Annotated in this window: 14 protein-coding genes and 1 pseudogene; all 15 read right to left on the reverse strand. The window is 47.3% G+C overall.

All coding sequences use genetic code 11. From position 1 onward, the window contains the following. Positions 1 to 14: 14 nt before the first annotated feature. Positions 15 to 221 carry a transposon-transfer assisting family protein gene (locus tag DS742_RS19510; RefSeq protein ID WP_002578948.1) on the reverse strand — a complete coding sequence of 69 codons (207 nt, stop codon included), beginning with the start codon at positions 219 to 221 and terminating at the stop codon, positions 15 to 17. Next, positions 218 to 814 carry a YodL domain-containing protein gene (locus tag DS742_RS19515; RefSeq protein WP_117418647.1) on the reverse strand — a complete coding sequence of 199 codons (597 nt, stop codon included), beginning with the start codon at positions 812 to 814 and terminating at the stop codon, positions 218 to 220. Before DS742_RS19515 ends, DS742_RS19510 begins: the two co-directional genes overlap by 4 nt. Before the next feature lie 13 nt (positions 815 to 827). Further along, on the reverse strand, positions 828 to 1,673 hold the full coding sequence (locus tag DS742_RS19520; protein ID WP_117418648.1) for an LPD16 domain-containing protein: 846 nt from the start codon (positions 1,671 to 1,673) through the stop codon (positions 828 to 830). Beyond that, positions 1,670 to 3,745, reverse strand: a complete 2,076-nt coding sequence (locus DS742_RS19525) for a type IA DNA topoisomerase (RefSeq protein ID WP_117418649.1) — start codon at positions 3,743 to 3,745, stop codon at positions 1,670 to 1,672. The genes DS742_RS19520 and DS742_RS19525 overlap by 4 nt, the downstream gene beginning before the upstream one ends. A 93-nt stretch (positions 3,746 to 3,838) precedes the next feature. Then, the gene (locus tag DS742_RS19530) at positions 3,839 to 4,384 is read right to left on the reverse strand and encodes a P-loop nucleotide/nucleoside kinase family protein (protein ID WP_039121379.1); all 546 of its coding nucleotides are present in this window, start codon (positions 4,382 to 4,384) and stop codon (positions 3,839 to 3,841) included. Positions 4,385 to 4,517: 133 nt separating this feature from the next. Beyond that, the gene (locus DS742_RS19535; protein WP_117418650.1) at positions 4,518 to 5,594 is read right to left on the reverse strand and encodes a CD1107 family mobile element protein; all 1,077 of its coding nucleotides are present in this window, start codon (positions 5,592 to 5,594) and stop codon (positions 4,518 to 4,520) included. Beyond that, positions 5,584 to 5,841 (reverse strand): DUF4315 family protein, encoded by a 258-nt coding sequence (locus tag DS742_RS19540; protein WP_117418651.1) that lies wholly within the window; start codon positions 5,839 to 5,841, stop codon positions 5,584 to 5,586. The genes DS742_RS19535 and DS742_RS19540 overlap by 11 nt, the downstream gene beginning before the upstream one ends. A 14-nt stretch (positions 5,842 to 5,855) precedes the next feature. Next, entirely contained in the window at positions 5,856 to 7,574 is a 1,719-nt protein-coding gene (locus tag DS742_RS19545; RefSeq protein ID WP_117418652.1) for a C40 family peptidase, read from the reverse strand. 3 nt (positions 7,575 to 7,577) lie between these two features. Beyond that, complete coding sequence (locus DS742_RS19550; protein WP_117418655.1) at positions 7,578 to 9,965, reverse strand: VirB4-like conjugal transfer ATPase, CD1110 family; 2,388 nt, start codon at positions 9,963 to 9,965, stop codon at positions 7,578 to 7,580. Then, positions 9,925 to 10,359, reverse strand: coding sequence for a PrgI family protein (locus DS742_RS19555; protein WP_044943914.1), 435 nt, complete (start codon positions 10,357 to 10,359; stop codon positions 9,925 to 9,927). Before DS742_RS19555 ends, DS742_RS19550 begins: the two co-directional genes overlap by 41 nt. Before the next feature lie 17 nt (positions 10,360 to 10,376). Further along, positions 10,377 to 11,243, reverse strand: a complete 867-nt coding sequence (locus tag DS742_RS19560) for a VirB6/TrbL-like conjugal transfer protein, CD1112 family (protein ID WP_002578954.1) — start codon at positions 11,241 to 11,243, stop codon at positions 10,377 to 10,379. A gap of 25 nt (positions 11,244 to 11,268) precedes the next feature. Further along, on the reverse strand, positions 11,269 to 11,484 hold the full coding sequence (locus DS742_RS19565) for a Maff2 family mobile element protein (RefSeq protein ID WP_002576404.1): 216 nt from the start codon (positions 11,482 to 11,484) through the stop codon (positions 11,269 to 11,271). An 83-nt stretch (positions 11,485 to 11,567) separates the two neighbouring features. Continuing rightward, positions 11,568 to 11,960 (reverse strand): helix-turn-helix domain-containing protein, encoded by a 393-nt coding sequence (locus DS742_RS19570; protein ID WP_117418653.1) that lies wholly within the window; start codon positions 11,958 to 11,960, stop codon positions 11,568 to 11,570. Between the two features lie 3 nt (positions 11,961 to 11,963). Continuing rightward, positions 11,964 to 12,284, reverse strand: a complete 321-nt coding sequence (locus tag DS742_RS19575) for a hypothetical protein (RefSeq protein ID WP_117418654.1) — start codon at positions 12,282 to 12,284, stop codon at positions 11,964 to 11,966. 12 nt (positions 12,285 to 12,296) lie between these two features. Further along, positions 12,297 to 13,319, reverse strand: a pseudogene (locus tag DS742_RS19580) (VirD4-like conjugal transfer protein, CD1115 family); the annotation flags it as partial. Positions 13,320 to 13,341: the final 22 nt, after the last annotated feature.

Here is a 13,341-nt window from a genome sequence, read left to right on the forward strand (position 1 = left end):
TCCCTCCAATCCTATCAATCCGGATAAAGGTTCAGCTTTTCAAAGGCGGCATCGTCCATGGCTGAAACTTTACGGAGAACAGAGTCTGCCAAAGCAAAAAGCTCTGACTCGTCCTCCGAAAGCTGTTCCTTCATCAGTGTCAGTGCTTCACACAGCCCTGACCTTGTGCCAGGGCTGTAAAGCATCATCATGTTCCGCTCATCTTGTGTGAAATCCATCATTCAATCTCCCTTTCCGGGTGGCTCTTGGGCGGCTTATGGGCAACATCCGGCACGGGCTTTTCCTTTAACTGCTCCAATACCGAAGGGCGTTCCTCTAATCCAGGCGCTTTTCCGTTATTGATGATGCCGTCAATCATCCCATAATCATCTTCCATTGCCATCTCTGCGTTTTTCAGGTAGTTTTCGGACTTCATAAAGTTTTCCAGCTTCTGAAACCCGACAGAATCTACATAGTGAAAGGATACCTCACCGGCTACCTTTAAGGCTACGATGTCGCTGACCGACATGCTGTGACCACGGAAATCATTCGGGTGGTCAATATTGAACTTCACATACAAATCTTCCAGCTGCCGATCCACATCCTCGGACACAGAAATGGAGCCATGATAGACCACCTCGTAACGGTCAATCTCAGGCTCCATTTCTTTCTTTTGAAGGTAGCTGTAATTTGCAAACATGAGCGGGATATTATCGTCTACATCTTCCCGCAGCTGAAGAATCGCATAAGAATCCGTGGGGCTTTCCAGAAAAGCAACCATTCTGTCATCCGGGGTGGTATTTCCGTGAATATCATCCCATTTTTCGTTTTTCATATCAGTGTCCTCCTTATCGTTCAGGTTCTTTGCGTTTGGGGGAGGGACTGGCAGGCGCAGTTTTTTCTGCGGCCTGTGCCAGTTTTTCCATGACCGACCCATGCTTCGGAGAGTCGATCTTATCCAGCTGACTTTTCAGCACTTTGGCAACCTCAACCGCAGTTTCCTCACGGGATTCTGCAATGGCTGTATTCAGAAACTCACGATACGGAGCCGTATTACCAGCGGCAAGATCCGCCTTGATTTCTTGGATATGCGCCTGCACATCATCGACCTGATCCATATATTCATAGGGGTCGAAGTTCTCTGCAAAACGGTCGAGCTTAAAAGCAAGCTCTGCGATAGGGTCATTGACCACCACCGCCTGTCTGCCGACTTCAAAAGCCTGCTCCATGACATCCTCATAGAACATCGCCCGCAGCTCCCGGCGCTCCAATCCAAAGGATTCCAGAATATCCTGGCGGACTTCGATCATGGACAGTTCAGGGTTATCGACCTGACCGCCATCAATCTCGTTGTAGTTTTCATCTAATAGGGTGTAGTCGTAACCATCTTCGCAGGTCTGTACCGCAAGGATTCTGTCCCTTCCAACCTTCCATGCGGCTTCATCGCCCATAATTTCAGGCTCCGCCATATAGCTTGCACCGTTGCGCTCCATAATCTCTGCAAACTGGCAGATATGAAACACATTGTATCCAATCTGTGTGTGGTACTCGTCGATGAATGTACAAGGCTTTACGACGGTCTCATCGGGATAGTGAATCTGGATGCAGCCACCGTCAGGAATACGGAACAAGTCCTTATAGTGGCTGTCGATAAATCGGATTTCCTTACCATCCGGGTTGTACTCATTTGTCATTTGCGCTTTCCTCCATTTTCAAATTCCATACTGAACTTCGTTTTGCCATCTTCCGATACCTCCATAAAGACGGTGGCATCAAAGGTGTTGCCTGTCCTTTCAGACTTGCAATTCTTGAGCTTTACCTTGCCGGAACCGAGCAGTTTCTGCGCCGTGGCAGAAGTCATGCTCTTGCCGATACTCGCAAAGTAACGATTGTTTTTCCAAAGGGCAAACCTGCACCCTCGATTAGAACAGAAGTATCCCTTGGACTTGTCCTCTACAGCACTGCCGCAGAGTGGGCATTTACCGATAGAATTGGCTTCTTTCGACATCAGAACCTCGGAATCACGGATCACTTCATAGTTCTGAATCAAACCGGCAATCACATCTTTGATCTCGTCCATAAAATCCTCGCTGGCATATTCGCCTTTTTCAATGAGCAACAATTTTTCTTCCCAATCCGCCGTCATAGATGGGGACTGAATCTGTTCCGGCATGACCGTTACCAGAGCCGTACCCTTGTGAGTCGGAATCAGGTGTTTTGTTTTCTTATCGCCTTTACGCTCCAGAAAACCGATACGAACCAGCTTCTCAATGATACCGGCACGGGTCGCAGGAGTTCCCAAACCTTTGCGCTCCACCTCATCAGGCATTTCGTCCGCACCGGCAGTTTCCATTGCAGAAAGTAGCGTATCCTCGGTAAAGTGTTTTGGGGGAGAAGTTTTCCCTTCCTTGATTTCCGTGCCGCTGACAATCATTTCGTCACCGACGGAAACAGAAGGGAGTGCCTGCACGTTTTCGTCGTTTTTTGTCGAAGAACCCTTCTGAATCAAAGCCTTCCATCCGTTCTGCACGATGGTTTTGCCCTTTGCGGAGAACGCTGTGCCGCCGCAGTCCAGTTCAATGACTGTCTCTGCGTATCGGTGTGGATCTCCCACTGCAACACACAGCCGATTGGAAATCAGTTGCAAAATTGCAAGTTCACCCTTGGGAAGTTCGCTCAGATTGCATTTTCGCAATTCTCTGGTCGGAATGATGGCATGGTGATCTGTGACCTTTTTGTTATTCACAACCTGCTCTGCATGAACGGGTATGTTATCCACATCCTCCACGGGGAATGTGTGGAAAGCCAACTTTACGAGGTCGGGCAGGCTGTGTGCCATATCTTCCGTCAGGAATCTGCTGTCGGTACGGGGATAAGTGACCAGTTTCTTTTCGTAGAGGTTCTGGGTGTAGTCCAAGGTTTGCTGTGCCGTGTAACCAAGCACACGGTTGGCTTCTCTCTGTAAACTGGTCAGGTCATAGAGCGCAGGCGGCTTTTCTGTTTTCTCCCTACATTCAGCTTTCTGAACGATTGCCACCGAACAGCCTTGTCTGACAGCTTCCGCTGCTTCCTCGGTTTTGAATCGTTCGCTTGCAGCCGTAAAACCATTCAATCCAATCTGAACTGTGTAGAACGGTTCGGGCTTGAATGCAGAAATGGCAGCTTCCCGCATGACAGCCATAGCAAGGGTAGGGGTCATAACACGACCGACATTCAGAGTCTGCCCGTAAAGGGTCGAAAAAAGTCGAGTAGCGTTAATGCCAACAATCCAGTCGGCTCGCTCTCGACACAGTGCTGCTTCATACAAAGCATCATATTCAGTTCCAGACCTGAGATTTTCAAAGCCCGCCTTGATTGCTACATCTTCCATCGAGGAAATCCAAAGCCGCTCAAACGGCTTTCTGCACCCGGCTTTATGGTACACCAATCGAAAGATCAGCTCGCCCTCACGACCGGCATCTGTTGCACACACAAGACTCGCAACATCTTCTCTGGCCATGAGCTTTTTCAGAATCCCAAACTGTTTTTTCGTACCGGCAGAAACCTCATACAGCCAGTCCATCGGGAAGATAGGCAGGTCTGCATAAGCCCATTTGCTGTACTTCGCATCATAGGCTTCCGGTTGTGCCAGCTCCACCAAATGCCCCACACACCAACTGACCACATATCCGTTTCCCTCTAAGTAGCCATCCTCACGCTTGGCAGCACCTAACACTTTGGCAATGCTCTGTGCAACCGAGGGCTTTTCAGCCAAAACTAATTTCATTTGCATCTGCTCCTTTCGCAAAAAATAAGCAGCCACACACCGTAGTGCATGACTGCTATGTAAAATTGATTCAGTTCGACAAGCTGGAATTGTCTAAAATAGTAAAGCCGTACCGCTTACTATTTTTTCTTTTACTGCTGAAACAGTATCTTTGATTGAATGCGTAGTTGTATCTATAACATTTAATTCATAGATTCCTAAATTGGAAAATTGCTTCCACATTGTTTCAACTAATTCAATATTTGTTTCTCTGTCTAACTTTGAGCGTTCGATAGCTCGCTTCATAGTTTCTTCTTTACTTGCCCTTAGAACGATATAGTGTACTTCATAATGCTCTTGAACAATGTTTAGCCACGGCTCTAAAAACCACGGTCCTACAATACCATCTACAATTACATCATATCCACCACGAGCATATCGCTTCGCAGCTTCTAAAAACGCTTCAATGACAATCAAATTTTGCTCATTTGATTCTGGCAAATGCGGTGGTATTGCCCCTTTACTCAAATAATGATAAAAGTCATCTGTGTGCATATGCACAGACTTTTCCAAATCTGATTCTTTTGCAACAGCAGATGCCGTTGTAGTTTTTCCTGTCCCCGGCGCACCTGTGATTACAATAATTCTACCTTGATTCATCTATATTTTACCTCCACAACTTCCGATTTGTCTTTTCGTTTATGCTACAAATTATATCACATCGGTTTTTGAAAAACTACTTCTATATGTAAAGGCAACCCGAAGGTTGCCACAGGCATCAAGCCTATCCTGCTTACACAGGCTCATTATCATCTTCATCGGCGGAGCTATCTGCATCATCGTTCTCAAACTCCGGATCGTATCCATAGTCCTCGTCATCGTCCACATAATCAGCATCCGGGTCAGGCTTTGCCGCTTCCTGTTCCTTCTTCTTTTCCTGAACTTTCTTAAATACGAAGAATCCACCACCACAGGCAAGCACAATCAGAGTAAGAATCGCTGGGAGCATATTCTTAGATTTCGGCTTTTCCTCCGGTGCCGGTTCTGTAATTTCAGGAACTGTTTCAACTACTTCCGGCTTTGTTTCCTCAACCGGCTTGGTGAACTCTGCAACTTCCTCCTCGTCCATCAGCTTGAGCAGGTCGGCTTCATCTACCTGATTCAGAAAATGCACGGTTTCCTCGCCCTTATCATCACGGTCAATGATGATATAGAAATAGTTTCCGTTTTTGGTAACGGCAGTAATGAATTGCTTTCCACTTTTCGTAGGTGAACCAACATCGTCAACCAGAGTCAGATTGCCGTCAGGAGTAAGGGCAGGTTCGCTTGTGTCCGTGTTCTGCATGAACGCACTCATAAACATCATAAGCAGCGCCATATCCATTTCGCTGTTCTGCTCGGCTTTTTCAATCAGTTCCAGATAGTCGCTGTGAACATAACCGTTCTTTTCAGGTACAGTGATCTGATACCAGTCACCCTCAACACCGACTACCACAACTTCCTCGCCGGGGCGGAGCTGGTCGATGATTTCATAATTCATGCCTGCACCGGTACGCACATTCAAACGGGAACCGCTCGTTACCACCTTGCCAGTTCCCATGTTATTATCCTCGGATTCCTCTGCACCGTAAGTCCATTCTTTACCATTGAAAGAGAAAACCACCGTGCCATCCTCATTGACGGTCACGGTGTAGGGAACTTCCTCGGAAGTCTTATCTTCGGTTTTCTCAGGGACTGTTTCCACGGTTTCCGCCTTTCCCGTAGTAGTGGTTGTTGCACTCTCATCGGAGTAGGCAAACACCGTTGTCGAAAACACACCCATGCACATCGCAAGTGCCAGCAACATGGCACTGAATCTCTTAAATCTCATTCTGCGGTTCCTCCTCATTCATAGTATTGATCGTATCAGGCTTCGGAGCCATATCCGCTGCAAACATACGGAGCAGCTCGGAAAGCTGTTCGGGATTCAGGTTCGCAGCATGAACCATTTCGTGAATTTCGGAATTTTCCTCCTCACGGTATCTGCGTTCCAGGTCTTTCACCTTAGCATCCCATTCTGCCCGTTTCTTACGGGCTTTTTCAAGGTCTGCACCGATTCTGTCTAACTTGGCACTCAATCGCCATCCCTCCTTTAGTTTCTGATTCTGCCGAAGCAGTAAAAATGCTGTTGCCAGTAATTCGATTCGATAGAAGCATAAGAAATGGGGTTCCCGCAGTGGATCATCATACCATTGCCAACATAGATACCAACGTGTGATGCACCGGAGGTATCATAAGTGCCTTGGAAGAAAATCAAATCTCCTGGCTTGGCAGAGCTTTTGGGAATAATATCGCATACGCCCATCAAACCGTTTGCAGTCAATCGTCCAACACTCCAACCGTTGCCGCAGTGATTGATTACATAGGAAACAAACCCGGAGCAGTCAAAGGAGGTAGACGGGTTGCTGCCGCCCCACACATACGGGTATCCCAGATACTTCTCGGCTTCACGAATCATATTGGCAAATCGTGTGTCCGTCAGAGCTTCGCCCGGAATATCATAATCGGTGTACTCGCCGCCAGGGGTGGCGTAAATGTCATTTCCGAAAATATCCGGTCTGTTGCCCCTTGTCTGAAGCAAAATTCTATATCGCTCCATATCATCTTCCGACAATCCGGAATTTGAAATCACACTGTTCAAGCCCTTATTTCTGAGCTTCACTTTCAGAATATAATATTCGTAATCTTCTTCCTCTGTTGTTGTCTCTCCCGTTTCAGGATCAGTAGAAGATGTTGTTCGTGTACGAATCTCTACTACTTCTGTGAGGGTCAGCTCATACTGCTGATCGAACAGCCACCGCAGAGTGCTTTGCACTTCCTCACGGGTGTAATCCTCAAACTTCACCGTCAAATACGCCGCCAGCTCATAAGGATTGTGGTTGATTTCATCAAGGTCATACCGGTACTCGTCATATCCGCTATGAGTACGCTCGATATTATTGATTTCATTGCGGAGCGCAGCTTCCAAAGCCTTGTAATCATTGTCCACACCGATAATATCTTCCTCTTTTGCGGTAAAAGAAGTTCCCAGAACGATCTGTGTGCCGCCTTGGAACATAGCCGAACAAGACGAGAACATCCCAGAGAGGATCATAAAAAGCAGTCCAGCAATCAAAACAAACAGAATTGTTTTAGAGTGTGTGGTGCAAAACTCCATCGCTTTCTCTGTAATCGTTTTGGTGCTTTGGGCTGCTTTCTTTGTTGCTTTAGCGGCAGTCTCTTTCGCTGTTCCTTTGCCTGCCTTCGCCGCTGCATATTCCTTTTTGATTGCCCTTTTCTGTTGCCAACGGGAGAACGGGTTGGAAGCGGCATCGGGGTTGTCCTTTTTGAACTTCTCATACAGGGCATTTACATTTGCTTTATCTGACTTCTCAACCAGCTTTTCTGCCTTGTCGTAGGCTTTCAGCTTGTGGCTGTAAACGGCATGATCGACGGTATAAGCAGTGGATTCAACAGCCTTGGTCGTTTCCTGCACAGCCTGAACGCCGATATTATCATCCTCATATTCTGACACCGCCTGATGTGCTTTGGATGTGAGCGTGACTGCGGCACCACGGCTTGCCATGTGCTTTGCCACAGATGGGCGCTCGATTTCCGTAAACTCCGCTTTTTCAAAACGGAGCTTTGCTTTACGGGAACCGGCTGCATCTGTTTCCAGCTTCAGCTTCGGCTTTGCTTTTTTGGAAGCCAATTTGTCTGCCGCTTTTTCAGCCTTATCAACCGCCTTATCTGCACGGTCGGCAGCTTTCTTCACATGAGAATCTGCAAGGTCATCTTCGGTAAAACGGAGTCGTGTAGGTCTTTTCGCCATACATTACGCCTCCTTTTCCTGTGCCACCTCGTTTAACTTCGTGGTCATAATGCGATACAGTTCCAGATCGGTCGGGAATCGGTCAATGAATGGCAGAATCACATTGCCATAGAACAGAAGCCCTTCGCCCTCACCGGAGTTAGTTACATAGGACAGCTGATGCGGCGAAATATTCAGCCGCTGCGCCAGAATACTTCGGTCATCGCTTGCCTGATTCAGCATATAGATGAAATCAGAGTTTTCGAGGATGTTGGCAATCTCCGGGGAACGAAGCAGGTCTTTGACATTCTGGGTAATACCGGTCGGCAAGCCGCCCCATTTACGGAATCGCTTCCAGATTTCTACGGAATAGGTTGCCGTCTGTTCTTCCTTCAGAAGCAGATGGAACTCGTCAATATAATATCTGGTCGATTTACCGGCAGAACGGTTGGCGGTTACACGCCCCCAGACCTGATCCTGAACAATCAGCATACCGATTTTCTTCAGCTGATTGCCAAGCTCCTTAATGTCGAAGCACACCAGACGATTCTGAATATCCACATTGGTTCTGTTGTTAAACAGTTTCAGAGAACCCTTAACATAGATTTCCAAGGCGGTCGCTACATGGTGAGCTTCCTTTTCGTCCTGCTTCAGAAGGGCATCATACAAATCCTCAAGGATCGGCATATTCTCAGGGGCAGGATTGTCGAAATATCTCTGATAGATCTGATGCACACAACGGTCGATAACCGTCTTTTCGATAGGCTGCAAGCCATCCTTACTGCCCATAATCAACTCACAGAGGGACAGGATAAAATCAGCTTTCAGTGCTACCGGGTTGTCATCCTCAGAGTAGTTCAGGTTGATGTCCATAGGGTTGATATAGTTGGTACTGGAGGAGCTGATTTTTACCACCTGACCATTGAACTTGTGAACCAGAGCCGCATATTCCGCTTCGGGGTCGCAGATGATAATATCGTCATCCGTAACCAGGAACGCATTGGTGATTTCACGCTTTGCGGAAAAGGATTTACCGGAACCGGGAGTACCCAGAATCAGTCCGTTGGGGTTCTTGAGCTTCTTTCTGTCCACCATGATAAGGTTGTTCGACAGGGCATTCAGCCCGTAATAGAGCGTTTCTCCACCATTCTGGAACAGCTCCTGCGTTGTGAAGGGTACAAAAATCGCCGTGGAACTGGTAGTCAGGCCACGACGAATCTCGATCAGGTTTTGTGCCAAAGGCAGGCTGCTCATCAGCCCGGATTCCTGCTGAAAATCCAAACGGCGCAAGTTGCAGTTATGCTTCTGGGCGATGCTCTGTGCCTGGAACACATTGTTTTCCAGTTCCTGCTCGGTGCGCCCGGTGTTCAGCACCAGAAATGTCACCATGAACATTCGCTCGTTCTGGCTCTGCAATTCTTTCAGAAGCGACTTCGCATCTTTGCCATAGGTAGCAAGGTCAGACGGGATAATATCCATGTCATAGCCGGAACGCACAGCCTTTTTCTGTTCCTCGATTTTGGAACGGTCAAGCTCGGTGATGGTTCTCTTGATGGTCTTAATCGCCGCAGTCTGGTCAACCGACTGGATGTGCAGGGTCACGATCTGCGTGGATTCCATATCCAGAAAATCCGCCAGCATACGGTCAGACAGGTCTGATGCCGTAATTGCCAGATAGGACATCGAACCGAAGATGCTGCCCATCTGGAAGGTGCGGTTGGTCTTAAAGGCAAATGCCGTCGGAGCAATGAAGTCCTTTACAGACAGCCCGGATTCCACAAGATACTTCCAATCGAAGAAAAACTTATCATTATCACCCATGTGGAACATGGAGTGCATCAGATGCAGCCGCTCTTTGCCGTTCATGGTGGTTGCAATGACACCCAAACGACGAAAGTTATTGAGCAGATCGTTTTCGATATGGTTGAGTCTCGGCTTTGCCTGCCTCATGGATTCGGCTTCAATGCCGAATGTCAGGTACTTGGTTTTGGTCAAGCCATTGTTGCCCTGCGCCAACTGCTTTTTCAGCATCTGGCTATACTCGGCACGGACAGGATTGAAACTGTCCTTCTTGAACGGGATGCGGATACTCTTTTCAAAACTCTCAGCATCGGTACTCAGGTTCATAAAGGAAAGCTCAAAGTGAATGGAACTGTCAAAGAAATTCAGGAAACTGCACCACTCATCGAAGATGGCAGTCTTATCTTCCTGCTGTGCCAGCTGATAGTTGATGTCCTGAAACTGAATCGTCTTGGTGTAATAGCTGTCAGTGACACGACAGATGCCATCCGGGAACATTCTCTGAAAGGGAATGGACTGCTGTGCAGTCTGCGGAATACCATTGTCTTTCTTTGCCCGTTCCACAACAGCTTTAATTTCTCGCTGCTGTTTCCGATTCAGATTTGCAGGCATTTTGATGTTTCTTGCCTGCGGCTTCTTTTTGAAAAACAATTCGTTCAACCTCCTTTTCCAGTTTGTACTGACGCATCAAAGCGTCATAATAGTTGTCCGTCTGATAAGGGCGAACCTTGGGACGAACGAATTTAGTCTGAATAAAGTGTTCTACAACCACTTCCAACGGCTGTCCATCCTTTTCATACATTGCCAGGAAAAACAACGGCAACATGACGATCATCATGGACAGTGCTGCAAGGCTCACATTTCCGGTTGCTTTGACCAGAAAGAAAATCGGCACTCCGATGAGCGCCGCCGCACCAAAGCAAAGTAACTGCCGTTTCGTCAGATTAAAGAACACTTTTGTTTTCACCCTCGTCAGGTCACGAGGTACGGGAATATACGCTGCCAAACAATTTCCTCCTTCCCTTAGTGAGCGCTGAATACACCCTTCGCAAGCGAACCGGTCTTAAACAAGGTGAAGCACAAAAGGACGGTGTAGCCCATAACGCCCCAGATAGAACCGATGATGTCATCACTGAATGCGATAGACTGAATCAGCACCGCATAAATGCCTACGCAGATCATAATCAGGAATCCCTGAAATCCGATTGCAAACAGCGAACGCAGATAATTCTGTCCAATATTGCTCTGCTCTCTGTTTCCAAAAGTGGAAAGCGGAATCGGTGCAAGGCTGACCATCAGATAAATTTCAATCATTCGACCGTAGACGATCACAAAAATGATGATTGCCAAGGCGGACATCGTGACCTGCACGATAAAGGATTGCAGGAACAAGCCGAGCAAAGGACCCAAATCCATTGCCATCAGGGTTTCTTCCATTGTTTCCAATGCCGAAGCATCTATGGCAGTATTTCCGGATATGATACCGGCGCTTGCGTTTATAACGTGCTGTGCCACATCGAACACAGCCATCGTGATATTGAATGTGTTTGTGATTAACATGACCGCAACAAAAGTCTTGAACACCCATTTGAAGAAGATCCAGGTTTCAAAATTCGCCAGATTGTTGTGGTCAATAATCATCTGAATTAGCTCATAACAGGCAATGAAGGTCAGAATCAAGCCTGCGATTGGGATAATCACTGACTCGGAGATGTTTCGTACCATGGCAAAGACACCCGGCGAAAAATTCGCCGGGGTCATGCCAACGGAGGTTGCTATCTCGCCAACCTGGTTGTTGACGGACTCAAACATCCCCGACAGATTTCCCATAATGGCTGAAACGAGCATTTCTTTCAGCCAGTCTGTGATCTGTTGGAGTATGCTGTCCAAAGGCGATTACCTCCTTGTTTTGTGATTAACCGAACAGTCCGGAGAGCAGAGGTACAAGGGTGGTGCCGATGAGGGCAACACCGCCGCCAGCCATGAGCTGCTTCATGCCCTGGGACTTTGCGCCGGGGTTATCGTTGCCGTAGCCCTCAAGCAGATTGATTGCACCCCAGATGCCAAGACCTGCGCCCAGAGCGATAACGAGAGTCTGAAGAACGGTTACTGCGCTATTGAAAAATGCCATAATATTTTCCTCCTAAAATTTGAAATTGTTTTGAGAATAAAAAAAGCCCTCCGTACTACCGGCATCAAAACCGGACGGAAGGCTTAGTTTGCGAGAATCTTTTCAAGGAACTCCTCGACGGTTATCACGCCAAGTTTCTGTTCCATTCTGCTTCTTGCATATTCAGTTTCACAATCATATATATCACCACCACCTTTCATAAGAAACAGCCAATACATTGACTGCAACAAATCTTCACGAGAAGCACAGATCGTCGGTGAAAAAACAGCAGGTGAAACCTTCAGAACCTCTGCGAATTTCGCTGTGGTTTCTGCATTAGGGGTTCGAGCGTTTTTCTCATACTGAGCAATACGGACATCCGCTGTTTTCTCGGAATACCCCATCAGAAGTCCAAGCTCTTTCTGGGTAAGGCGGCGAAATCGTCTAATGAACTTCAAACGCTGCCCAATAGAGGTATCCGTGATCCACCAAGTCATTTTTTACACCTCGCTTTCTGCAAATTCTCGATATACAACCTCATTTTTTGCTCTGCGTTTGCCTACGGCTTCACTGGGAGCAAGGTCAGGGTAGGTTGCCTGCACTTTCTGTCTGCTTCTGCGGACAGTTTCAAACCCCGGAAAGCTGCGTCTATCCAGTTCCTTCAAAAACACAGGAACCGTCATGGCATGAATGTCGATGCCACGCAGACCGGAATAGTGTTCCAGTACCTTTAGGTACAAATGATTGTCGGTATTTCTTGCCTTCTGGTCGTGTTCCAAGATGTTCTTAACCAGGGCAGATACCGTTTTCAGATTTTCCAAACAGAAACCTCCTTAATCCGCATCGACTACCACAAACTCATCACCTGCCTTGAGCTTCAACCTTCGACTCAGAAACTGCTCAATGTTGAACTCATTTCTCTTATCAAAGTCTGATGTGTACTTATAATTGGGGTGCTGCGTCAGATCGTACTTGTCAGAAAGAAACGGTCTGACACCACGCAACTGCAAAATACACTTGCTGCCATCCAAAACCGCAAGCTCATCTACGCTCGCAAGGTCTTTCCCAAGCTTTTGAAAATTTTGCCCATAAGACGGGCTGTTGCCTCTGGTATTGGAAGTGTTGTAGGTGTCGATAGTTTCTTTTCCCAATGCCTGGTTCAGTTCTTTGAGCGTGGTTGGCTCAGAACCACCCAGGAAAATTCGGGAATCCATGTTGCCGATGATGGTATCGGCATTGTCTTTATAAATGGCTTTCAGCTGTGATTGTGCCTGGAGAACAAGGCAAGCCGATATTTCACGGCTTCGGATTGTCGCTACCAGTTTTTCCAGATTGGGAATCTGACCGATGTTTGCCATCTCATCAATCAGGCAGCGAACATGAACCGGCAGTCTGCCGCCGTACACATCATCTGCTTTCTCACACAGCAAGTTGAACAGCTGTGTGTAAATCATGGAGATCAAAAAATTAAAAGTCGCATCCGTATCTGACATAATCAGAAAGAGCGCCGTTTTCTTATCTCCGAGGGTATCCAGCTGCAACTCGTCATAGGCAGTCACATCTCTGACCTCCTGAATATCAAAAGGAGCCAGACGAGCGCCGCAGGAAATCAAAATCGACTTAGCGGTCTTGCCGGCGGCTAACTTGTACTTTTTATACTGACGGACTGCAAAGTGATTCGGCTTTTTCTTTTCCAGTGCTTCAAACATCAGATCCACCGGGTTCTGGAACTCCTCATCATCTTCCCGCACCTCCATAGCGTTCAGGAACTCAATCAGGGTGGAGAAATTCTGTTCCTCAATCGGGGCTTCATAGTGGATATATCCGATCAAGGCGCAGTAGAGTAGCGTTTCCGCCTATGACAATAGGTAAGACTTT

Source organism: Lacrimispora amygdalina (assembly GCF_003432035.1).
Lineage (GTDB): Bacteria > Bacillota > Clostridia > Lachnospirales > Lachnospiraceae > Lacrimispora > Lacrimispora amygdalina.

Bases quoted from the DNA above. Each gene is read 5' to 3' on its own strand.
- DS742_RS19510 (WP_002578948.1), bottom strand. From the start codon at position 221: ATGATGGATTTCACACAAGATGAGCGGAACATGATGATGCTTTACAGC.
- DS742_RS19515 (WP_117418647.1), bottom strand. From the start codon at position 814: ATGAAAAACGAAAAATGGGATGATATTCACGGAAATACCACCCCGGAT.
- DS742_RS19520 (WP_117418648.1), bottom strand. From the start codon at position 1,673: ATGACAAATGAGTACAACCCGGATGGTAAGGAAATCCGATTTATCGAC.
- DS742_RS19525 (WP_117418649.1), bottom strand. From the start codon at position 3,745: ATGAAATTAGTTTTGGCTGAAAAGCCCTCGGTTGCACAGAGCATTGCC.
- DS742_RS19530 (WP_039121379.1), bottom strand. From the start codon at position 4,384: ATGAATCAAGGTAGAATTATTGTAATCACAGGTGCGCCGGGGACAGGA.
- DS742_RS19535 (WP_117418650.1), bottom strand. From the start codon at position 5,594: ATGAGATTTAAGAGATTCAGTGCCATGTTGCTGGCACTTGCGATGTGC.
- DS742_RS19545 (WP_117418652.1), bottom strand. From the start codon at position 7,574: ATGGCGAAAAGACCTACACGACTCCGTTTTACCGAAGATGACCTTGCA.
- DS742_RS19550 (WP_117418655.1), bottom strand. From the start codon at position 9,965: ATGCCTGCAAATCTGAATCGGAAACAGCAGCGAGAAATTAAAGCTGTT.
- DS742_RS19565 (WP_002576404.1), bottom strand. From the start codon at position 11,484: ATGGCATTTTTCAATAGCGCAGTAACCGTTCTTCAGACTCTCGTTATC.
- DS742_RS19570 (WP_117418653.1), bottom strand. From the start codon at position 11,960: ATGACTTGGTGGATCACGGATACCTCTATTGGGCAGCGTTTGAAGTTC.